The organism is Paraburkholderia phenoliruptrix (assembly GCF_902859825.1).
GTDB classification, from domain to species: Bacteria; Pseudomonadota; Gammaproteobacteria; order Burkholderiales; family Burkholderiaceae; genus Paraburkholderia; species Paraburkholderia phenoliruptrix.
The window spans coordinates 286085-308340 of record NZ_CADIKB010000002.1 but is presented as its reverse complement, the minus strand read 5'-3'; the positions used below and the strand labels follow the sequence as shown (position 1 = coordinate 308340).

The window sequence follows — 22256 nt, the reverse complement described above, 5'->3', positions numbered from 1 at the left end:
CTCGAAGAGCGCCGCGATCTTGCGGCGCAAACCGTGCTCAACGCTTCATTGCGTTAATGCATCTGTGCGAAGTTCGCCGTCTTCATTGCGCGCTTCAGCGCCCAGCGTGTCGACGGCCACGCTATCCGGCAGACTCACGATCGTTTGAAACTGACGGAACGGGGCGCCTTTGCGATCGTCGGTAAAACGCAGTTCGATGCTGCCGTTCTCGCGCTTCAGGAAGTCGCGCACGGCGTCCATGCCGACGCCACGGCCCGACACCGCCGTTACGCTGTCCGCGGTCGAAAAGCCGGGACGGAAAATAAACGCGGCGATGGCCTCGTCGCTCAAGACTTCGCCCGGGTTTATCCAGCCGCGTTCCATCGCGATTCCGCGGATGCGCTCGAGCGCGAGCCCGCGGCCGTCGTCGCTGAGCGTGATCTGCAATGCGCCGCCGTCCACGCCGGCTTCGATCGATATTGCCCCGGCCGGCGCCTTGCCTTGTGCGCTGCGCGCCTCGGCGGCTTCAATGCCGTGATCCATCGAGTTGCGCAGCAGGTGCATGAACACATTGTTGAGCAGGCCGCCGGCGTGGCCGCGCAGACGGTAGCCGTTGTCGTCGATATGCACACTCGGCGCCGGCTTGCCCAGCTCGCCCGCGAGCGAAGGCAGAGAGCCGAGCACGCCGGCGAGCGCATCGCGGATGCTTTCGCTGCCGAGCGCGCGCAGGTTCCGGCGCAGCGTGTCACGCATGGACTGCAACGCGTGCAGCGCGTTGGCATCCGTCGCGTCGAGCAGATTGAGCGTGCGCTGAATCTCCTCCTTCTCCACCATGACATAACGGCCCGCATGTCCCGCGTCGTGGCGCTGCGTCTTGCCTTTGCGGCCGAGGCTCTGTTCGTTGATGCGCGCGTAGGCCTCGATAGCTTCGCGCACACGCGCGAGCTCGCGCATCAGATGCTCCTGATCCCACGAGCGGTCGGCGTCGGGCTGGCGCAGTTCGTGATAGCTCTGCTCGGTTTCGTGCACGACATCCGTCAGATGCTGCAGGTTATAGGTGCGCGCGTTGCCCTTGATGGTGTGCATGTTGCGGAACAATTCGGCAATCGCCGCATGATCTGCTTCGGAGTGCTTGCGAATAATGCGCTCGTTCTCGCTGATAAACCCGGCCGAGCTTTCTATGAAGTGGTGGAATTTCTCTTCGCTGACGGCGAGAATTTCGCCGATCATGTCGAGGCGCCGGCGCTGTTCGCTGGCTTCGGCAGCGAGCTTGCGCAACTCCGTCACGTCGCGCACGCACAGCATGAGGCGAACAATGACGTCGTTTTCGTCGGTAATCGCGGACCAGCTCAGGTCGAGAATCTTCACGCGGCCATCGGGCATGCGCTTCGAAATTTCGCCCACCAGCAAATGCTGATTGAACGCGAAGTTGATGCAGTCTTCGCCGAGGCACGCGTGCGCGGCGGCATCGACTTGTGACAGGGCGTCCGCCCCAAGGTCAGTGTCTGCGAACACGAGGTCCATCAGCCCGCGCCCGGCAATGTCGCGCGTCTCGAAGATATCTTCCAGATACGCCGAGTACTCCGCGTGAATCACGGCGCCGTCGATCACCGTGAGAATGCCCTGCTGCATGTTCTGCAACATCGCCTGAATGTCGGCGGTTTTTTGTTTGAGTTGCGCCGAGCTTTCCTGAATCTTTTCGATCATGCCGTTGAAGGCGACAATCGAATGGCCGATTTCGTCGAGCCGCCCGACCGGCACGCGGCGCGTGAAATCCTGGCTCGATGCGATCTCGCTCATCATCGCCTGCATGCGGCTGAGCGGCCGTGTGATCTGCCGATAAAGCAAAGCGCCGATCGATGTCAGCAAAATGATCGCGATGCCGGTCACAGCGGCGATTGCCGTCGTCGTGGTAGCGAGCGTCGCATTGAGCGCGGTGATCGCTTCGTCTTTCTCGCGGTTCTTCTCGACTCGCAGCGTGTCGACAATCCCTTCCAGTTCATCGCGATACTGCGCCACGTTGGCGAACAGATACGCCTGCGCGAGTTCGTTCTTGCCGTCGGCTTTCATTTTTGCCGTCTCGGCTATCGCGGAGAAGTAATTGTCGAGACTGTCGCGGGCCTGCAAAACAAGGCCTTTCTGTGCGTGGCTCGCGGCGTCTTTCGCCTGAAGCGTGAGCGCCTGTTCCAGCGCGATTCTTTTCTTCTTCAATTCGTCCTGAGCCTGCGCGAGCACGTCGCCGTCGGGCGCGTAGACGAGCGTCATGGTGGCAAGCTGAACGTCCTTGACTTGCGAGACGAGGTCGGCGGATGCGAGCGCGCTCGGCACCACACCTTCGGTGACCTTGCGCACTTCGGCGGCACTGCCGCGCGTTTGATACACGGCGTAACCGCCGATCGCCGACAAAGCGACGAACATCAAAACCACCAACAGTGTGATGCGATGACGAATAGTCATGTGAACCCCGGATTCTGGCCTTCGCGTCCGCTCTCGTTGGAGCCGCGCGTTTTTTGTGCGCATTGAGTCGCGCTTGTAGCACTGACGAGTATTGCCGAGGCGTGTTACCAAGCGATGACTACGCGTCGTCATCCGCATTCAGAGCCGCAAATAAACTTCTCAAGTTTTTCGCGGTGACGCCGTTAATTGACGGCCGGTCATTTTGCGCTGTGGGCAGCCGGCACTCGTCTTGCTCGGGCTCCCGAATTTCCTCACCGTAAACTCCAAGGTGCGCCGACAGGTATGACTATTCTCACCGCGCCGGCTCCCGAACCTTCTCACCTATGCTTGCGGCGGCAGGCCATGCACCAACTCCTGGAACTCCTCACCTTTGGCGCAACCTCCTGGAACTCCTCACCTTTGCAAGCGCCGTGGCACAAACAGGACCAGCGGTGCGCCATGAACCCTGGGATAACTCACCATTGCCTGCGCGCACCGCCTCCTGGAATGTCTCACCTCTGAGCTTGGAATGTGAAGGTGATGGCATCTCCTGGAATTCCTCACCATCCTGGAACGGCTCACCTTTGGCGGAATCCGGGCACAGCCTGTGCCTTCGCGCGAACGGTTAGCGCGTCATCCTGATGACGTTCGACACTCCCGCTGCCGTCGAGGCGCCGAAGCTATAAGTCGAACGGCCGCTGCGTTTGGCCGCGTACATGGCAGCATCCGCAACGTCGAGCAGTCCCGCGATACTGCGGACTCTGTCCGGAAACGTCGCGATGCCGATGCTCACGCCAATGGCGAAACGGCCGCCATACTCTCTTTCGCCCACCGCACGCACGCTCGACACGAGGCGCTCGGCCAATTCCCTCAATTGCGAGTCGTCGCCGCAATCGTCGGCGAGCAACACGAACTCGTCGCCGCCGACACGGGCCAGCATGTCGTCGTGGCGCGTGACTGCGCGCAGCGATTCGGCGAGCCGGCGCAACAGCACGTCGCCCGCGCTGTGGCCCATCGCGTCGTTGACGTTCTTGAAGCCGTCTATGTCGAGATACAACAGCGCGGTTCTCCGCGACCCGGCTGCGTGGCCCGACAGCTCGTCGATGGCCGACAGCAGCCGGCGGCGGTTCGGAAGTCCTGTCAGCGTGTCATGAGCGGCCTGTTGATCGAGTGCATTCGAATAGGCATGCACCCTCGCGAAGGCGCGGCGCTGTATATAGACCGTGTACACCATCAGACAGCACACAAGCACGGCAATGGCGACCAGCGCGGCGCTTCCGAACACGAGGCGCCGGTGCGCATCCTGCGTGGCGGCCTTTCGTCGGTCGCGCCAATTGTTCAGCAGGAGGTTCAGGTCCTCGCGCAGTCCATCCATGTACAGCTTGCCTTCATTTGTCTGCACGAGCGCGATGGCGCCTGTGCGATCGCCGCTGCGGGCCAGCTCGATGGTGCGTGCGAGTTCCGTCACCTTGCTGGTCTTCGCATGCTCGACACGGCGCACGAGTTCCAGAGATTTTTCGTCGCTGCCCGCCGCCTGCTGCAGGCGCAGTATGGTGTCGTCCAGATCGTGAACGCCTTGCCGGTAAGGCACGAGGTAGCTTTCATCCCCGGTCAGCAGATAGCCGCGCTGGCCGGTTTCCGCGTTCTCGAGATCATGCAGCACGCGATTGGCGGCGCCGAGCACGCTGAATGCCTCCTCGTCGCGCAGACCATCGGCGACGATGATCTTCGCCTCGTACACGAAGAGGCCCGCGGCGACGAGCAAGCCCACAGCCATGCTCACATAAAGCGCAATGAAACGGTTTCGATCGGCTTTCGCGGAGCGGAACAGACGCGCGGGCACAAGAGCCTCCAAAGCGGTGTGGAAGGGCAAGGATGCAATGATACTGGAGAGCCGCGACAGGCTCTCGCGAAGTACGGGGCTCGACCGGTGCCGGAAGCCCGCGGCGGTGGGTGAGCTTAGAACTTCACCTTCACCTGAAAGCCGATGGTGAACGGCAGGTCGTCGGAAGGAATGGGCGGAATCACGATGAAGTTCGCGCCGACACGCTTGTATTCGACCATGATGAGCGGCGCGATCACCGGGCCGATCGTATGATCGCGACCGAGTCCCCAGTTGCCGTAGTTGTAGCCGGAGATGATGCCGCCCATGGCCGCGACCCGCACGATGCCCCAATGCAGGAAATCGGGCGACCACACGCCGCCGCCGTAGTACGAAGGCCGGCGTAGCGAATTGCGAAATCCGCCTGCGGTGAGCGCCCATTGGTTATTGAGCCAGCATTCCACGCCGAGCCCCGGGTTGAATTGCTCGAAGTGCTTATCCGGGTCGGGGTTGATGTGATAGGAGCCGAGCATCGCGTCGACCCATACGCCGCCCTCGCACCAGTTGCCCGCCTGCGCCGCCGTGCTGCCGGCGAGGCCTGCAGCCAGCGCCAGCAATGCGCGGCCGATGTACTTCTTGCTGTTCCTGATGTTCTGCCGAAGATGCATGTCCTCTCCATCGCCGCTCGAGCGCCGGCGTAATGCTGTTCTGTTTTTGGCGCGTGCCGCCCGTCGCGCACTGTACCGCAAGCCACTCGTGCGATGTTGAACACGCACTCGGGCTAGCGGGCACAAGACGTGCCGGCAGTCGGCAGCACAACCATAACGGAGGAGCGATGGCAGAGCGGTGAAGACGCCGCGCGCCTTCACGTTGCATGCGGGGCGCTTACAGACCGAGGTCCGAGAGGCTCGGGTGATCGTCAGGACGGCGGCCGAGCGGCCAGTGGTACAGGCGGTCGGCTTCGCGGATCGGCAGATCGTTGATGCTCGCGTGACGGCGCGCCATCAATCCGTGTTCGTCGAACTCCCAGTTCTCGTTGCCGTACGAGCGGAACCAGTTGTTCGAATCGTCGTGCCATTCATAGGCGAAGCGCACGGCAATGCGGTTATCGGTGAAGGCCCATAGTTCCTTGATCAGCCGATAGTCGAGCTCCTTCGCCCATTTGCGGCGCAGGAACTCGACTATCCCGGCGCGGCCACGCGTGAACTCGGCGCGATTGCGCCACACGCTGTCCACGGTATACGCGAGCGATACGCGTTCGGGGTCGCGCGTATTCCAGCCGTCTTCAGCGGCGCGGACTTTCTGGATGGCGGTTTCGCGCGTGAACGGCGGCAGCGGCGGGCGGGTTTCGATCGTGTCGGCCATGAGGCACCTCGCTTGTGGGTCAGGTTGGAGTCCGCCTCGTCGGCGGGGGCTTGGTTGATGATCGGCGTGAGCCAGCGTTGCGGGCGGCCGCGTTCGGCTTGCGGGGCAATTGCGCGTCGAGCAGGGTTCGGGCGACCGCCTGCGCGTCGAGCGCGGCGTCAGGCTCGCCGCTCACGAGCGCAACGGCGATCGCGCCGTCGAGCAATACGAGCCACTGCCGCGACAAAGCCGCGGCGCGCCTCGCGTCCAGTTTCGTTTCAGCGACGAAGTCGTCGAACTGAGTCCGCACGAAAGCCAGCAGGCGTTCCTTGTGCTCGCGCGCGACCACGCGAATCGGATCTTCGGCCGAAGCAATCTCGCCGGCCGCGTTGAGGAACGCGCAACCGTGAAAGTCCGCCGACGCGAACCATTCGCGCAACACCTCGAACATGCCCAGGAGACGCTTGCGCGCGCCCGTGCCGTGCTGCTGCGTGCCTGAGATAAACCAGTTCATCCAGCGTTCGTCGCGCCTTTCGAGCGCGGCCGCAACGAGCGCGTCTTTGGATTCGAAATGCGTGTAGAAGCTTTTGCGCGCGGTGCCGGACTGCCGGACGATCGCGTCCACGCCGGTTGCATGAATGCCGCCCGCGTAAATCAACGCTTCCGCCGCGTCGAGCAGGCGCTCACGCGCGCTCGGCGCGGGTGCGTTTTCAATGTGAGCGTCAGTAGCCATGGGCGAAGAGTAGAACGATCATTCTCCCTCGTCAAGTCTTAGCGGGTTTTTGCGCGAGCTGTGCGGCAACTGTTATCTTTGCTGGTGAGCAAACAACCGGAACCCACCTGATGAATGCATTCACCGCGCGTGCCGTCGTCGTGCGCGCTTTACTCGCGGCAGCGCTGCTCACTGCCGTGGCCTGCACGCCGCTGCAAGTGCTCACGCACTCGGTCAGCCAGGACGAGGCGCGCGTGCCGGTGGGGCGTTACGACCTCGACGCCGACCATTGCAGCATCATCTTCGACGTTGAGCACTTCAAGTACTCGCGCTTCGCGATGCGGCTCGACCGCAAGAAAGGGCAATTGCAGTGGAACGAAGGCGGTCTCGCGCAGAGTAGCGTGTCGGTTTCGATCGACGCCGCGAGCATCGACACGAACGTGCCGCTGCTCGACAAAATGGTGAAAAGCGCGAGCCTGCTGGACGTGGAGCAGTATCCGGAAATCCGTTTCGTGAGCACGAAGTTCGAACGCACCGGCGACGCGCGCGGCACGTTGACGGGCGATCTGACCATTCACGGCGTGACGCAGCCGGTCATGCTCGATGTGACCTTCAACGGTTTCGCGCGCGATCCGCTGACGAAAAGGGACACGCTCGGTTTTTCGGCCGAGGGGCGTTTCAGCCGCGCGAAGTTCGGTCTGGCGACGTGGTATCCCGCAGTCGGCGACGACATTCACGTGCGTATCGAGGCTGAATTCGGCAGAACGCCCGCAGGCGCGTAAGCGCACCGCGGGCGTTCCGGATGCAGCTGCCGCGAGTCGATTCGTTGATTGGGCTACGCGGCGGTCCAGTCGAGAATGACCTTGCCGCTTTCGCCGGAGAGCATGGTAGCGAACGCCTGCTGATAATCGTCGATCTTGAAGTGATGCGTGAGGATCGGCGACAGGTCAAGGCCGCTTTGCAGCATCGCCACCATCTTGTACCAGGTCTCGAACATCTCGCGGCCGTAAATGCCCTTGATTTCGAGGCCTTTGAAAATCACCTGCGTCCAGTCGATGGCGGTTTGCGCCGGCGGAATGCCGAGCAGCGCAATCTTGCCGCCGTGGTTCATCGCTTCGAGCATGCTGGTAAAAGCGCTCGGCACGCCGGACATTTCAAGGCCCACGTCGAAACCTTCGGCCATGTGCAGATCCGCCATCACGTCGCGCAACGATTCACGCGACACATTCACGGCCCGCGTCGCGCCCATCTTGCGCGCGAGTTCGAGCCGGTAATCGTTGATGTCTGTAATGACGACATTGCGCGCGCCCACGTGCTTCGCGATCGCCACCGCCATGATGCCGATCGGGCCCGCGCCGGTAATCAGCACGTCTTCACCGACCAGATTGAACGACAGCGCCGTGTGCGTGGCGTTGCCGAACGGGTCGAAGATCGCCGCGAGATCGTCGGATATTTCCGGCGGAATCTTGAACGCGTTGAACGCCGGAATCACGAGATATTCCGCGAACGCGCCCTCGCGATTCACGCCGACGCCCACCGTATTGCGGCACAAATGCCGGCGGCCCGCGCGGCAATTGCGGCAGAAGCCGCAGGTAATGTGCCCTTCGCCCGACACGCGGTCGCCGATCGAAAAGCCGCGCACTTCCTGACCCATGTCGACGATCTCGCCGACATACTCGTGGCCGACATGCATGGGCACTGGAATCGTTTTTTGCGCCCAGTCGTCCCACTTCCAGATGTGAATGTCCGTGCCGCAAATCGCCGTGCGCGTGATGCGGATCATCACGTCGTTATGGCCGACTTCGGGCACCTTGACGTCGGTGAGCGTGAGGCCCGGCGCGCGTTCGAGTTTGGCAAGTGCTTTCATGCGCCCTCCGCCGGTATCACGCCAAGCTCGCGGCCGACGCGCGCAAACGCATCCACGGCGCGGTCGATCTGTTCCGTCGTATGCGCAGCACTCATTTGCGTGCGGATGCGGGCGCGGCCCCTCGGCACCACGGGGAACGAAAAGCCGATTACGTAGACGCCTTCGTTCAAGAGCGCATCGGCCATTTTCGAAGCAAGCTGCGCGTCGCCGAGCATGACCGGAATGATCGGATGTTCGCCGGGCACGAGCGTGAAGCCGAGCGCACTCATTCTGCTGCGAAAGTGCGCGCCGTTTCCGCGCACGCGTGCGCGCAGTTGCGCGCCTTCGTCGCTTGCCAGCAATTCGAGCACTTTCAGCGACGCCGCCGCGATGCTCGGCGTGAGCGTGTTCGAGAACAGATAGGGCCGCGAGCGCTGGCGCAGCAATTCGACGATTTCCTTGCGCGCGGCGACATAGCCGCCCGAAGCGCCGCCGAGTGCCTTGCCGAGCGTGCCGGTGATGATGTCGACGCGCGAGAGCACGCCGCAATGTTCCGGCGTGCCGCGCCCGTGCTCGCCGACAAAACCGACCGCGTGCGAGTCGTCGACCATGACGAGTGCGCCGTAGCGGTCCGCCAGATCGCAGATGCCGGCGAGGTCGGCGATGATGCCGTCCATGGAAAACACGCCGTCTGTCGCGATCAGCTTGAAGCGCGCGCCCGCAGCGTCGGCCTCTTTCAGCTTCGACTCGAGGTCCGCGAGGTCGTTGTTTTTGTAGCGAAAGCGCTTGGCCTTGGAAAGCCGCACGCCGTCGATAATGCTCGCGTGGTTCAACTCGTCGCTGATGATGGCGTCGTTCTCATCGAGCAGCGTTTCGAAGAGGCCACCGTTTGCATCGAAACAGCTCGAATAGAGAATGCAGTCGTCGGTCTGCAGAAATTCGGCGAGCGCCTGCTCGAGCTGTTTATGCACCGTCTGCGTGCCGCAGATGAACCGCACGGAAGCCATGCCGAAGCCGTCAGCGTCGAGCCCCTGTTTTGCGGCCTCGATCAAGCGGGCGTCGTCGGCAAGGCCGAGGTAATTGTTCGCGCAGAAATTCAGCACGTCCTGGCCGTTGGCGAGCCGGATATCGGCCGATTGCGGGCTCGCGATCACGCGCTCGCTCTTGTAAAAACCGTCGGCGCGGATCTGCTCGAGCGTGCCGCGCAGATGGGCGAGAAATGGGTCAGGCATGAAGCGGGCTCCTGAATGGGTGAGACTGCCGTGGGCGAACAGGGAACGGCCTGTTATAGTCGGCTGTCAGTTTTATCGGATATTTTCGTTTTTCCGAACTAAAATCCGGTATGTCGAACAACTCTAAACGATGGGTCAGGAAATGGCAAGTTCGGGTATTCGCCGTGCGGCGGGCGGCGCGGCGCCCACGCCCACTGCAATGGCGGCGCCGGCAATCGCGGCGCCACCGCGCGTCGGCGAGCAGATTCAGCGTTTGCGCGCCGAGAGGCGCATGACGCTCGACGATCTCTCGCGGGCGGCGGGCGTGTCGAAATCGATGCTTTCGGAAATCGAGCGCGACAAGGCGAATCCGACAATTGCGGTTGCCTGGCGGCTGACCAATGCGCTGGGCGTGAGCCTCGATTCGCTGTTTGCGCCGCAGAAGACGCCTGAAGCGATCGCCGTGGCGGGTCCGCACGACATCCCCACGCTGAGTGGCCACGATGCAAAATACCAGTTGCGCGTGTGGGGGCCGATCGAGTTGGCCGGCAAATTCGAGTGGTACGAGTTGACGCTGCAGCCGGGCGGGGCGCTCGTGTCGAATGCGCACGAACCCGGCACGCGCGAACATCTGACGGTGCTGCAGGGCTCCGTGGAAATCGAGGCGGCGGGCGCGACGAAGCGGCTCAAGGCGGCGGACACCGCACGCTATGTCGCGGATGAGCCGCATGCCATCCGCAATGCCGGCAAGAGCGAGGCGAAAGCCCTGCTGGTGGTGATTCACGGCTGAGCGGCGGGCTCACCGTGGCGCGTCGCGGCGGATCGCGGGGCGGCAGGCTACCGGAATCCGGACTTGCGCGAGGTTGCGTCGAACACTGTATGTTTGTACAGTACAGGCTATCGACTGGAGCCGATAATGAACGACCTCAAGACCGCCCCGACCGACCGCGCTCTGGCCGCGCTGCGCTACCAAACCGCCGCGCGCGATCTCGAACATATCGTCCGCAACATCGCCGCGCGCTACATCGTGCAACAGGTTCCGCTGACCTGGCGGCTGCTTCATGCCATCGAAGCCGAGGCGCTCGCGGACCTCGGATTTGCCAGCCGGCATGACGCGCTCATGCTCGGTCTCTTTCAACGTCCGTCGGACCTGCCTTATCCCGAAACGGACGAGACCGTGGATTTCGGCATGTCCACCGCGCTGCCCGCCGTTTTCGCCTTTGCTGTGTCGGCCTACGAAGAAGCGGCTCGCGGTGCCGCGCAACGCGCGCTGCAAGATCCCGCGCCGAAGCGGGTCCAGGCTTGGGGCGACTGAGCCGGCGCTTTGCTTTGCTCGTCTACACTATGCGCAACTAACCGATAATTTGCGCATGTCGCCTCCCCACCTGTCCGATCTCGTCCCGCGCCCGGAGCCGTCCACCGATCTCTTCGATCAGCAACGCGAAGACTGGCGCCGCGATCCGCACATTGCCTTCGACGCGTGGCTCGCGAAGCAGCATTTCCGGCGGTCGTCAGCACAGGTTTATCAGGCGCAATGGGGCCTCTTTCTCGAGTGGCTCGCTGCGCGCGGAAAAAGCCTCGCTAATGTGGATACCCATGCCATCGCCGATTTCGTCGCCGGCCTCGAGGTTCGCAAGCCGCAGCGCGTGCGCTATCTGCGGTTAATCGAGCGGGTGCTGGATCATGTGCGCGAAGTCGAGGCATCGTCGACGAATCCCGCACGCTTCATTGCTCAGGACGGCGAAGCTGCATGGCGCAACGCGCGCGACAATGAGCCGACCGGATTTCTCGATCATGCGGAGCGGACCGCGCTGATCGCGCATCTCTTTTCGCCAGTGCAGGGTTTGTCGAGAGCGCGGCGCTGGAAGGAGCGGCGCGACCGCGCGCTGGTCGCCGTGTTTCTCGGTGGCGGACTGAAGACGGGCGAGGCCGCCGCGCTCACGGTTAGTTGCACGACGCCGGGCTCGCCATGGGTCACCATCGACTCGGCGAATCCGACGCTCGTGCGGCGGACGCGGCTGGCGCCCTTCGCCTGCGCGATTCTCGACGCCTGGCTCGCTGAACGCCGGCTGGTGGAACTGGCCGGCAATCTCGTGTTTGCGGCGTCGCCATCCGGCCGGCCGATGCACAAAGCCACCATGCTTCGCGCCGTGGATGCGCTCGTGGACGCGGCCGGCATTGCCGCGTCGCGTACCTCGCGCGCCAGCCCGCAAACCTTGCGCAACACTTTTGCAGCCGATCTGTTCGAAAGCGGAGTGGAGGCGGAACTCGTCGGGCAATGGCTCGGATTTGTTCAGGCGGTCTCCGCGAATCGTCTGTATCGCGCCTGGCAAACGTGGATGGAACAGCAAAATTCACGAGCAACCGACGAGCCGGATCCCGCCGCGCAGCTGCTGCCGGAACCTCGGACGGACGGGCGTTTGACGCGGACGGCGGGACGAGCGGAATCCTGAAACCTCTCACGGTTCGCGTCCCGAATTTCCTCACCTTTGGCGACTGTCGGACGCTCGCTTCAGGCGGTCGTCGACAATGCGCCGCGCGACAAAAACCGGCTCACCGCTTCGAGCCGTGAATCGCCGGGCCCCGACGAATGCTCGCATTCCGGACATTGCAATTCGAACCGGTGATCCACCTGGGACAGTTCCGGCTCACCTTCCTCGCACTTGGGACAACGCAGCGGCAAGCTCACATGGCCATCTGCCGCCGTGCCGATGGTGTGCAATTCGTCGCTCGTGAGACGACCCGCCTGCACGAGCGAATAGAGCAGACTGCCAATGGCGGGATCGATGCCCTGCCGGCTGCGCAGCGTCGCCAGTTCCTTCGTCAGCGCATCCAGCTCGTCCGATTGTTCGCGCAACTGGGCGTCGAGCCGGTCGCCGCGCGCTTTGGCGGCCGCCAGTTGCTGAATGAACTCGAATTCCTTGCGGCTCGCGTCGCGCACGCCGGACTGATACGTCGCGGCCATGCTGCGCAGCGAGTCCAGTTCGACGAGCATCGGCTTGACGCGGCGCTCGGCCTCCGCGACGGCGTCTTTAATCTGTTGCGCATAATGCTCGGTGCTCTGGCGCAGCTCGACGTGCAATGCGTCGATACGGTCGCGCAGCGTCGCATTCGTCGCCTGCTCGCTGTCGACGCGTTGGCGAAGTGTCTGGTTTTCTTGTTCCAGCCGACGAACCGCAGCCTGCAGGCCTTCCTGGTGAGCTGTGCCGTGTGTCGCCACGCTCGAAAGCTCTGCCTCTAGGGCTCGAACGCGTTCCCACGCCGATTCTGCCCGTTGCTCGCTGCGCTTGATGGCTTCGTCGGCGGCGTCGCGGCGGATTTCCGCATCGCGCGCACGTTGCTCGGCCGCGGCGATCTGGGCGCGGACTTCCTCGCGCTCGGCATCCAACGCGCTGCGTGCCTGCGCGACGGCTTCTTCGAAAAGCGCGCCCAGCAGTTCTCCGGCGCGCTCTTCCAACGCTTTCGGGATGGCGCCGGCACCGACCTTCATGCGCGACACGTCGCGAATGCGCTCCCAGAAATGATCGATGTCCTTTGGGATGTCGCTCGCACTGCCCGTCTGCGTGAGATCGCGCACGGCTGCTATCGACGGACGTATGCCGAGATCAAAGAACAATCGCTTGCAGGCGTGCAGCGACAGATCCTGCCGTCGCGCCCCGGCAGACCGCAGGGTGTCGAGCTCTTCGCGGATCGCTCGGCGTTCGTCGTCCAGATTCATACGGGCCTCGTCTACGTGATTTCACGAATCATAACAATTTACGTATCGAACGCTACAGTTTTTCGCTCTTGTGTTGCCGCGACAGGCAAAAGGGCCGATGCGCGGTTTATTTCCCTTTGCCATACCGCGCGAGGGCGCCTTTTCCGTGAAACAAAACTAAGAACATCTTATAAGCGATTGTTTGCAAACGGGATTACGGGTTCCCGGACGCATCGCGCACTGTTTCACGACACGCAAGCAAGGGGCGGCGGTGGGCTGGGGGTCTATCCGAAGGACTCGCGGGTCTCGGGCTTGAGAGTTATAAATATAAACACCTTTGAACCCATGTTAAAACCGTTAACGCCACGGCAATGCCTTACCTGGCGGGCTTTGCCGGCCGTGAAGGTGAAGCTTTCCGGGAGGCTTGGTGAGGTCTTGCGGGAATCTGAAGTGATGGGGTTCGGGGACACCGGTGAGCAGCTGCGGGACAGATCGTGAGCGGGTTCAGGAAGCGCCCTTTCGTGGCGAAACAGGCGACGGTGAGGTTTTCCGGGAGCAAACCGACGGCAAGTCCCCGGCTGTGCGCGCCGACGGGTCCAGGCACCGTCAGCGGCAAGGTGAGCGTTTTCGGGACTGTTCAAACGGCCTGTTTTTATCGATGTCCGAGCCTCCAGAAACCTTGAGGTGAGCCGGGACAGGAGAAAACGCCAGGCGAAGGTGAGGTTTTACGGGGCTTGAGAGCCTCTTTTGCCTCAATTTTGTGCAATGCAAGGGCCAAGGTGAGCTTTTTCGGGAGCTTGCCGGGGCATGCGCTGCTGGGTCCGGCATGGCGGCGATGGAGAAAAGTTCGACATCCCGCCGGAAGGTGAGCAAATACGGGAGTGGTGCTCCTTGTCGGCCGCTTCACGGGAAATTGGAGTCGCTGGTCGCCAGAGGTGAGGCGTTTCGGGAGTTGTTTTCGGTGGCATTTAACGACAAAGGTGAGGTGATTCGGGAGCCTGGCACCAACTGCATGCCGGAAATGTGCTCTGGATGGGGCTTCTTTTTGTGGCTGCGGTGGACACGCGAATCGTAAAGGTGAGGGTTTTCGGGACCGTTTCTAGCGGGGTAAAGGGCCGAGGACAACCGCAGTCTGCCCTTAAGGTGAGGCTTTACGGGAGAACGCGTGTGGGGCGAGCGGTGCGTGTGTCGGCTGTGTGATTGGACTAAGGCATTGAAAGTTAAAAGGAAACTCCACAATTCAGCGAAAGGTGAGGGTTTTCGGGAAGCGCCTTTTCGCGGCTCTCGCGACAGGGTTACGTTCCTAAGGTGAGCGTTTCCGGGACGGTTTATGTCCGCGTCTAACGCATTGTGCTTGCGACACCCGCGCCATGCGGAGCGCTCCCGCTCCTCAACGGTGAGCCTTTACAGGAGATGGATGGTCTTATCGAGGCCCAGCGTGGACATGGGCGTCCGAGGGGGCAGTGAAGAACCGTCGCGAGCGTGGGCGAACAACGACGTGCATCGCCGGAAGTGGGTAGGTGTCAATAAACTGTCGATGCGTGCGCGACGAGCGCCAGGGCTGCGGCTCCAAGGCACAATGGTCGAAAGCGCAAAAAATTTTTGTGGTGAGAAGATTCGGGATGAGGCATTCCCCTTTCAGCGCATGGGAGAATTCGCCCGGTTTTTCCCAACCCGCGACGCTAAAGGATCGCCGGAATCCTGCGTGGAATCATGAGGTGAGGGTTTTCGGGAGTCGCCCGAGGTGAGTCGCGTCGCGGAAACTGCCATCACCCGCAACGGTGAGCGCCGCGCTATAGACGCGTATCACCACAGTCGGTATGCTCTCGCCAAATCCTCCTTGACCAGACGCATGGCCACGAAGCGCGCCAAGAAAACCGATGTAGTCAGCCCCAGCTCGGCGGAGTTGCGCAAGGCCGTCGAGGCGATCGCGATTCAGCCCAAGAGCGGCAAGATCACGTTGCTGACCCGCAAGCTCTTCAATGTGCTGCTGGCCGTTGCCCAGCAGGCGGACGAATCGGGCGACACCTATCGCGCGTTGCTGTCCGACATTGTGGCCAATTCCGCGTTCGACTCCAACGACACCGCGCTCGTCAAGGAGCACCTGCGGCGCATGGTTTCGGTTCAGGTCGAATGGAGCACGGGCACCTCCAGCCAGAAGCCGGGCCGCAAATGGGGCATTTCGACCCTGATCGCCGACGCGGAAATTCTCGAAGATCCGACCACGCGCCGAGTCTGGGTGGAGTTTTCGTTTGCGCCCAAGATCAAGAAAAAGCTGCTCGACCCGGTCCAGTATGCACGCTTGAGCCTGCAATTCCAGAGTCAGTTGCGCAGCAGCGCGGGCCTTGCGCTGTACGAAATCTGCGTGCGCTATCTGACCAATCCCAGCCATTTGACGATGCGCGAATCGTGGGAATGGTGGCGTCCCATTCTGTCAGGTACGCCCGACACGGAAGCCGGCGACGAGGCAAAGCGCGAGTACAAGTACTTCAAGCGCGACTATTTGCGGCCCGCAATCGCCGAGGTCAACGCCGTCACGAATATCTTCGTCGAGCTGATCGAACATCGCGAAGGCCGGCGCGTGGCTGAGATCCAGTTTCGCGTGACCGAGCGCAAGCAGCCGATGCTCGCGCTCGACGAGCACCCGAACGTGTTCGACAGCACGCTGGTGGACCGAATGGTCAAGATCGGCATCCCGCTGAAAGAGGCGCAAACGCTCTACGCGGACAGCGAGGAAAACCGAATCCGCGCGGCTTTGCAGATGACCGAGCAACGCATGCGCAGCACGTCATTGCCGCCGGTCCGCAGCGCGCCGGCGCTCTTCAAGGATGCGCTCAAGAAGGGCTACGCACCGCCGGTCGAAGCCGTTCCGTCCACGGGCGGGGCGAAGGCCGCGGTGGCGGCGCCTGCCGACGACCTGAAGGCGCGTCTGTTGGGCGAATACTCCGCCTATCGCCGCAAGGAAGCGCGCGAACTGTATGACGAACAGGGCGAGTCGGAGCGGGAGATTGCGCGGCAGTCTTTCGAGGAAGAGGAGTTGCCGGGCCTCGGTGCTCATATGCGCGACGACTGGCGCCGCCGCGGGCTGGACTCGAAGATTGTCGAAACCGCTTTCTTCGACTGGCTTGCGCGCAAGACTTGGGGCGAGCCAACGGACGGCGATCTGCTCGCCTTCACGTTGAGCCAGTCGCGCGCGGCGTGAGGTGTGTGCCCGCCTGATCGTCTGGCGGCCGCGCGGCGTTTGTGGCGGCGGCCATCGGCAGTAACCGTTGTGCCGCCGCTGACTGCTGCTACTTCTGCCGCTTCTGCATTTGCTACTTCAACATCTTTTCAATCTGGCGAAGGATGTCGTCGCGCTTCTCGCGCGTGAGACCCTTGAGCCGTAGCTCGAGCCGGTCATCTCCGTACGACTTCAGGTCGCCCACTGCCACACCATCCAGCTTGATCTCCAGCCGTTGCGCGTAGCGTTGCCTGCCCGCCGGCTTGGCGCTTTCCTGCGTGGTGGCCCTGCCCTTGACGATATCGGCGACCTGCCGCGTGCTGAGGTCGTCGGAGAGAATCTTGTTGATGAGCCGCAGCGTGGCGTCCGCGCCGCGGGCGGCGTGGTAACGGCCCACCTGATAAGCCATGTTTGAACCGAAGCGATCCGGGCGCGCCACCATCTCTTGCATGACGGTCTCCGGCAATTTGGCGATTGACAGTGCGACCGCGACCGTCGACTCGTCCAGGCCGAGATGCTCTGCGAGTTCTTTCTGGCTCTGGAAATGACGATCGTCAAGAAAGCGTTTCCAGACGACGGCGTTGTCGAACACCGTCTGCGAGTCGCGCTGGACGTTCAGATCGTAGCCGAGCTTGTAGCTTTCCAATCCGATTGGCAGATCGATCACGATCGCCTTTACGGTTTCCTTGTTCGCTTCCTTCAGCGCGCGCACGCGTCGGCCGCCGTCGCTGACGAAGTACGTGCCGGGGTTGTCGTAGTCGGGAATGACATGGATTGCCTGCTGCTGCCCTTGCTTCGCCAGGTTGACGGCGAGCTCGGCAATGGACGACTTCAGATAGAAATGCCGCGGATTGAACGGGCTCGGCTTGATGGTCTTCAGCGCGAGTTCAATGACCTGGCCGGGGCGGTAGCCGTGCTGCATTCTCCACGAACGATAGGCGGCGGACTCGTTTTCCGTATCGACGGAGTCGAGGTCGGCGGACATCGGCGAGACGACGGACGACAAAGTCCGAGCGGTTCCGTCCGGCGGCTTCGGAGCATTGTTCTTGACCAAACCGTCGATGGCGTTCAGACGATCCAGGGCAGTTCGTTTCTCGCTGCTGGTCGTATCAGGACGTGCTTGAAAGCCTTTGGCGAATTGGGAGGGTTTCATTCAGGGTCCTTTATGCGCATAAACTCAGGGGAGCAAGGCGGCGATCTCGTTCGCGCACGCCCTCACTTCGATGGCCGCGAGCTTGGCGCCGCGGTCGCTCATCTGGAGTACTGTCTGGCCCAACGCCATGGCCTGCTTGTAGGCTTCCCGCGTTGGGATCTGGGTCTTGAGGAGGGGGAATCCGAGTTCCTCTAACGCGCGCTTAAGTTCGCGCGTCAGCATCCGCTTTTCTTCGGTCTTGTTCAGCAGGAACACCGCGCGCAGATCTTCGTTCATGACCTGTGCTTGCTGAACGAGCTTGACGAGGCCGACGCTCGACCAGTAATCAGCGGGTGAGGATGAAGTCGGTATCACGGCAACGCTCGCCGCCAATAGCACCACGCCCGACACCTTCTCTGTGATGGAGGGCGGGCAATCGACGACGATGATGTCGTAGTCGGCTACGAATTTCTTGATCTCACGATGAATCTGGCTGCCGGCCTCGGAAAGATTCACGACGGGGAACGGTATGCCGGTGTCTCCGTCGGATGAGGCGCTGGCCCAGTGGATGAGTGTGTTCTGACCATCGGCGTCGACAACCAGGACTCTTTTGCCCTTCTCATGAAAGGCCGCCCCGAGGTGCATCGCGATTGTGCTCTTCCCGACTCCACCTTTCTGCTGAGTTACCGCGATGATTTCCGCTGCCAATGTTCACCTCCTTTTTTAGACGCAGATGGATTTTACCTGGATGATTTCTCATTTCAATCATTTCTTTTAAAAAAAGAGATGGGATAGCCGAACGGCCAGGTTTATGCGCATAAAGATGGCAGGGACAGAGGAACGGCGCGGGGCGAAGTGTCTTCCTTGCCCCTCGTCTCGTATGGTGAGGGTTCACGCTGAGGTTCAGGCCGGCGCCGAAGTCCGCCAGTTACAGGAGCGCGCGGCATCGGCATCTGATGCCGGCGCTCTCAGGACGGTACTGAGGTTTCGGGCGGCGCTTACGCGGGGCCCCAGGCGCGCACGGGCGAAAGGGGTGCGGCTAGCCCGGGCGGTTTATGCGCATAAACTCGGCCCTTAGCCTTAGCCTTAGCCTTAGCCTTAGCCTTAGCCTTAGCCTTAGCCTTAGCCTTAGCCTTAGCCGACAGCGACAGCGACAGCGACAGCGACAGCGACAGCGACAGCGACAGCGACAGCGACAGCGACAGCGACAGCGACAGCGACAGCGACAGCGACAGCCGGGGCGCGCCGCGACTCTTTCGTGTTCCGGCTAGGCGTGCACGAAGCCGACAAGGATCAAGCGGCCACCCCAGCGTGGGTTGCCGTGACTCAGCGACACAGGCCGACATTGCTCGAACCCCACGCTTCTCCGACCTCCGCATCGCGGCAGAGAAGCCGACGGATGTCCATCTTCTTCCACGAGCGGTTTATGCGCATAAACTCCCGAATCGCGACGGCGCACCGCGAGGACGCACAGCAAGCCGGCCACCCAATGGAACCGTCGCCCAGCCCCCATCCACGACCGGCTAAAATCGAACCATCCGTCACCCAACCCGGTCACCCCCGCTCACCCAGCGATCCAACCAAATCACCAAGCAAGCTGCAATGATCACCATCTACCACAACCCCCGCTGCTCGAAGTCCCGAGCGACTTGTGAGTTGATCACCGCCACGTACAACCGCGCCCAGGAACCGACTGAGGTTATTGAGTATCTGAAGCAGCCGCTCACGGTCGAGCAGTTGCAGCAGCTAAACAGGCAATTAGGCTGCCCCATCCGGGACATGATTCGCGACTCTGAGCCGGAGTACAAAGAACTGGGCCTTTCCGACGCGACGCTTTCCGACGCTCAGTTATACGAAGCATTGGCCGCCCACCCGATCCTTCTGCAACGCCCGATTGTCGTGCGGAATGGGCGCGCGGTAATCGGACGACCACCCGAAAACGTAGCGACCTTATTCGCGTGACGCCGCCACGGCAAACTTCAATCGGCGGGAAACGCAAAAGCAAGACGAGGAGCCTCGCCGCACCGCTGTCAGCAATTGACGCCTGAGTGTCACTTGCCTCCAGCGCCCGCCACTTAAACTGGCGCAGTGCTCGACGGCAAATCGTTCGCCGTCGTAACGGTGTCGTGCATGAAAGCACAAAGCCGAACAGAAATGAGGAGTCTGAATGCTGGAACTACGACCGTCTTGCGAAGGGTGTGGCAAGTCACTGCCGCCAAACGCACCCGACGCGATGATCTGCACCTACGAGTGCACCTTCTGTGAAGTTTGCGCGCTCACCGCCTTGCGCAACGTGTGCCCGAACTGCGGCGGCAATTTCGAGCGTCGGCCGATACGCACTCGCGCGCAGTTAGCAAAACACCCGGCCCGCAGTGAGCGAAGCCCGATCGCAATCGATGAAGCATCGCACGCCAGCTTCTTCGAGCGCTATCGCGACACGGCGCCTGGCGAACGGTAAAATTCCCGTCACAACATTGGCGCGATTGCAAGGCAGCGCGAACTCAATCGTCGCTGTCTGCCGTGTCCGGCATGGAAATGCCGCTCATCGTGTGAGCCGCTTCACGCAGCAACCGAATCTGTTTGCGATAGTTGCGGCAGCCGCTGCATGTCGGTAAATGCAGCCGGATGGCGACCCACTCGCCCGTCGACAAAGAGCGGTCGAGCGCGTCGGACAGCAGGCGCGTGATGTTCTTACACTTCCCCATTCGCATCCTCGCTGGATAGGCCCTTCTCGCTCAGGCAGGTGCGCAAACGCAGCCGCGCCCGATAAATCAGCACGCTGCAATGGTTGGCCGTCATCCGCAGCTCGGAGCAGATTGCCTCAATGTCCAGGTCGAGGAATTCGCGCATCATAAAAACGCGGCCGATGTGCTCAGGCAGATGTTCCAGGCACATCTCGAACAAGATCCAGAATTGTTGCTGGCGCAACGCCGTTTCAGGCGTTGGCCAAGGTCGGGGTTTGGTCTGTTGCGACCAGTGGCCGTTGTCCTTGAACAATTCGCGGTCGAGCAGCGCCTCGTCCTCGAGTTCCGACTCCAACGCAGAGAGATTCACGGTACGTTGCCGGGCGCGCAGCGTGTCCACGAGCTTGTGCCTGAGAATTCCGAAAACCCACGTCTTATGCTCGGACTGTCCGGCAAACCGGTCCGCCTGTGTCCAGGCAGCGGCGAGCGCTTCCTGAACCGCGTCTTCCGCTGCGGCCGCATCGCGCAGTTGCAGACGGGCGAAACGCACCAGATCCCGGCGCAGTTGCGTCAGATAGACGGGATCGTCGAATCCCGATTCGCTCACGCGAGCCACGAGATGCTCCGCTCCGCGCTTCGCGGAAGGCAAATGTTTTCGTCTGACTGATTGTCGCTCATGAGCGGGGCGTTGATCTCGCACGGGGTTCGAACACGTGCGCCATTCTGCCGTAGGTTGCAGCGCAAGCGAATCGGTATTGAACATGTGCGGCTTCTCGCGGTGGGTTACTCAATGATCTTGTCGGATCTTGCGGGCCGGTATGACAAACGGAAACGCATTATTGTGAAAATTGAAAAGGCGACGGAATCGCCTCATGGCCACGTTCCCGATACCTGCAAAGCCGGAGCAGAAGCCGAGCGCCCACTTTCAGCGCGCACACGCCGCGTCCACTATTTCAAAATCCGAAAAGATGTCTTCCTGACTTGCGCGTTTTTACGCAGGCGCTGAATCGCTATTCTTCACCCATCGATCGACCGGGATCGCAAGCCAACCCCACGAGGAGTAGCACCATGAAACGCATTCTGTCCGCCCTGATCACTTCCGTTGCCCTGTTCGCTGCCGCGTCGGGCGTCGCGCAAGCCGCCGCTCCGTCGCAATGCAACGGCCCCGCGTCTTACTGCAACGTGTTTTTCGGCAACTAAGCCATTGCCGGCTGTAGTCCCGGCGCGCATCGTTGTGCCGGGCCGGGCAGAACCGTCCCCGCGACCAAGCTCCCCGCCGATCCCGAAAAGGCGCGCTGCCTCCAAAAGGTATAGGCCGGAGGCACGCTTGATTGACAAGGCAAAAGTATCAGTTATCCACAAGGTTATTCAGTAAATCTGTGGATAACTTTTCCGCCCGCGGGCTTATCCACCGGGCTAGCGCAAAGCCGTCACGCTATTGCGCCAATTGCGCCGCCTGCGGCCTTCAACCAGCATCGATCCGCGCTTTTTGCCTATGATGGACAGTTCGTACCCTTCGCGCCCCCGAGCGCCTCATTCAAGGAAACGAATCATGGCCCTACATATCGCAGTCGTCGTCGGCAGCCTGCGCCGCGAGTCGTTCAACCGCCAGTTGGCGCAAGCCGTCATCTCGCTCGCACCGCCCGAACTCACGTTCGAGTTCATCGACATCGGTTCATTGCCTCTTTACAGCCAGGAGTACGACGCCGATTTCCCGGAAGTCGCGAGGCAGCTCAAACAACGCGTAGAGGCCGCCGATGGCCTGCTGTTCGTGACACCCGAATACAACCGGTCCATTCCCGGCGTGCTGAAAAATGCACTCGACTGGGGCTCGCGCCCGTGGGGCGCGAATTCCTGGGGCAATAAGCCGGGCGCGGTGATCGGCACCTCGGTCGGCGCGACCGGCACTGCGCTCGCGCAGCAGCATCTGCGCAATGTGCTCGCCTACCTCGACGTGGCTACGCTCGGGCAGCCGGAGGTGTTCATCAAGCACGACCCCGCGGTAATCAACGAGAAAGGCGAAATCCTCAACGACGGCACGCGCAAGTTCCTGCAGAGTTTCGTCGACCGCTACGTCGCATGGGTCAAGCGGCACGCGGCCGCTTGAGCCGCGGTGCACGGCCACGCGCGCCCGTGAGGCCCGTGGCGTGTTAATCGCGCGCCAATTGCGCGT

22 protein-coding genes are annotated in these 22256 nt (G+C 62.0%); 9 read left to right on the top strand and 13 right to left on the bottom strand.

Going from position 1 to position 22256, the window contains the following annotated elements; translation table 11 throughout:
- Positions 1–45: 45 nt before the first annotated feature.
- From HV711_RS04165 to HV711_RS04145, 5 genes are all read right to left on the bottom strand, one after another.
- Positions 46–2436, bottom strand: a complete 2391-nt coding sequence (locus HV711_RS04165; protein WP_028361649.1) for a HAMP domain-containing protein — start codon at positions 2434–2436, stop codon at positions 46–48.
- 604 nt (positions 2437–3040) lie between these two features.
- The gene (locus tag HV711_RS04160) at positions 3041–4258 is read right to left on the bottom strand and encodes a diguanylate cyclase domain-containing protein (protein WP_035484603.1); all 1218 of its coding nucleotides are present in this window, start codon (positions 4256–4258) and stop codon (positions 3041–3043) included.
- Between the two features lie 116 nt (positions 4259–4374).
- Positions 4375–4905 carry a hypothetical protein gene (locus tag HV711_RS04155; protein ID WP_035484605.1) on the bottom strand — a complete coding sequence of 177 codons (531 nt, stop codon included), beginning with the start codon at positions 4903–4905 and terminating at the stop codon, positions 4375–4377.
- Between the two features lie 217 nt (positions 4906–5122).
- Entirely contained in the window at positions 5123–5602 is a 480-nt protein-coding gene (locus HV711_RS04150; protein WP_013591274.1) for a nuclear transport factor 2 family protein, read from the bottom strand.
- Positions 5603–5621: 19 nt separating this feature from the next.
- A complete protein-coding gene (locus HV711_RS04145) occupies positions 5622–6314 on the bottom strand; it encodes a TetR/AcrR family transcriptional regulator (RefSeq protein WP_028361647.1) in 693 nt (230 codons plus the stop codon).
- A 110-nt stretch (positions 6315–6424) separates the two neighbouring features.
- Here HV711_RS04145 and HV711_RS04140 point away from each other — a divergent pair, with 110 nt between their 5' ends.
- Positions 6425–7075, top strand: coding sequence for a YceI family protein (locus HV711_RS04140; RefSeq protein ID WP_035484607.1), 651 nt, complete (start codon positions 6425–6427; stop codon positions 7073–7075).
- Between the two features lie 53 nt (positions 7076–7128).
- Here HV711_RS04140 and tdh read toward each other — a convergent pair whose 3' ends face one another.
- Positions 7129–8160 carry an L-threonine 3-dehydrogenase gene (tdh, locus tag HV711_RS04135; RefSeq protein ID WP_028361645.1) on the bottom strand — a complete coding sequence of 344 codons (1032 nt, stop codon included), beginning with the start codon at positions 8158–8160 and terminating at the stop codon, positions 7129–7131.
- Entirely contained in the window at positions 8157–9371 is a 1215-nt protein-coding gene (locus HV711_RS04130) for a glycine C-acetyltransferase (RefSeq protein ID WP_035484609.1), read from the bottom strand. Before HV711_RS04130 ends, tdh begins: the two co-directional genes overlap by 4 nt.
- Before the next feature lie 130 nt (positions 9372–9501).
- Here HV711_RS04130 and HV711_RS04125 point away from each other — a divergent pair, with 130 nt between their 5' ends.
- From HV711_RS04125 to HV711_RS04115, 3 genes are all read left to right on the top strand, one after another.
- Entirely contained in the window at positions 9502–10140 is a 639-nt protein-coding gene (locus tag HV711_RS04125; RefSeq protein WP_028361643.1) for a helix-turn-helix domain-containing protein, read from the top strand.
- 126 nt (positions 10141–10266) lie between these two features.
- Positions 10267–10665 (top strand): DUF2471 family protein, encoded by a 399-nt coding sequence (locus tag HV711_RS04120; protein ID WP_013591268.1) that lies wholly within the window; start codon positions 10267–10269, stop codon positions 10663–10665.
- Positions 10666–10720: 55 nt separating this feature from the next.
- Positions 10721–11803, top strand: a complete 1083-nt coding sequence (locus tag HV711_RS04115) for a tyrosine-type recombinase/integrase (protein ID WP_035484610.1) — start codon at positions 10721–10723, stop codon at positions 11801–11803.
- 59 nt (positions 11804–11862) lie between these two features.
- On the opposite strand, the gene HV711_RS04110 is transcribed toward HV711_RS04115, so the two are convergent.
- A complete protein-coding gene (locus HV711_RS04110) occupies positions 11863–13068 on the bottom strand; it encodes a DNA-binding protein (protein ID WP_035484612.1) in 1206 nt (401 codons plus the stop codon).
- A 1831-nt stretch (positions 13069–14899) separates the two neighbouring features.
- Here HV711_RS04110 and HV711_RS04105 point away from each other — a divergent pair.
- Positions 14900–16249, top strand: coding sequence for a replication initiation protein (locus HV711_RS04105; protein ID WP_013591265.1), 1350 nt, complete (start codon positions 14900–14902; stop codon positions 16247–16249).
- A gap of 112 nt (positions 16250–16361) precedes the next feature.
- Here the strand turns inward: HV711_RS04105 and HV711_RS04100 are convergent, their stop codons facing one another.
- The 3 genes from HV711_RS04100 to HV711_RS04090 form a co-directional block, all read right to left on the bottom strand.
- Entirely contained in the window at positions 16362–17420 is a 1059-nt protein-coding gene (locus HV711_RS04100) for a ParB/RepB/Spo0J family partition protein (RefSeq protein ID WP_028361640.1), read from the bottom strand.
- A gap of 24 nt (positions 17421–17444) precedes the next feature.
- The gene (gene parA / locus HV711_RS04095; RefSeq protein ID WP_013591263.1) at positions 17445–18107 is read right to left on the bottom strand and encodes a ParA family partition ATPase; all 663 of its coding nucleotides are present in this window, start codon (positions 18105–18107) and stop codon (positions 17445–17447) included.
- 290 nt (positions 18108–18397) lie between these two features.
- Complete coding sequence (locus HV711_RS04090) at positions 18398–18745, bottom strand: hypothetical protein (protein ID WP_175145004.1); 348 nt, start codon at positions 18743–18745, stop codon at positions 18398–18400.
- Positions 18746–19001: 256 nt separating this feature from the next.
- Between HV711_RS04090 and arsC the strand changes: the two genes are divergently transcribed.
- Entirely contained in the window at positions 19002–19361 is a 360-nt protein-coding gene (gene arsC / locus HV711_RS04085; protein ID WP_028361306.1) for an arsenate reductase (glutaredoxin), read from the top strand.
- Positions 19362–19566: 205 nt separating this feature from the next.
- The gene (locus HV711_RS04080) at positions 19567–19857 is read left to right on the top strand and encodes a DUF1272 domain-containing protein (protein WP_013591261.1); all 291 of its coding nucleotides are present in this window, start codon (positions 19567–19569) and stop codon (positions 19855–19857) included.
- 43 nt (positions 19858–19900) lie between these two features.
- Here the strand turns inward: HV711_RS04080 and HV711_RS04075 are convergent, their stop codons facing one another.
- Entirely contained in the window at positions 19901–20110 is a 210-nt protein-coding gene (locus tag HV711_RS04075; RefSeq protein ID WP_175145002.1) for a zf-HC2 domain-containing protein, read from the bottom strand.
- Positions 20091–20846, bottom strand: coding sequence for an RNA polymerase factor sigma-70 (locus tag HV711_RS04070; protein ID WP_013591259.1), 756 nt, complete (start codon positions 20844–20846; stop codon positions 20091–20093). Before HV711_RS04070 ends, HV711_RS04075 begins: the two co-directional genes overlap by 20 nt.
- Positions 20847–21151: 305 nt before the next feature.
- Here HV711_RS04070 and HV711_RS33785 point away from each other — a divergent pair, with 305 nt between their 5' ends.
- Both HV711_RS33785 and HV711_RS04065 read left to right on the top strand, forming a co-directional pair.
- Positions 21152–21283, top strand: coding sequence for a hypothetical protein (locus tag HV711_RS33785; RefSeq protein ID WP_013591258.1), 132 nt, complete (start codon positions 21152–21154; stop codon positions 21281–21283).
- Positions 21284–21635: 352 nt separating this feature from the next.
- Positions 21636–22190 (top strand): NADPH-dependent FMN reductase, encoded by a 555-nt coding sequence (locus HV711_RS04065; RefSeq protein WP_035484615.1) that lies wholly within the window; start codon positions 21636–21638, stop codon positions 22188–22190.
- The last annotated feature ends 66 nt before the right edge of the window (positions 22191–22256 follow it).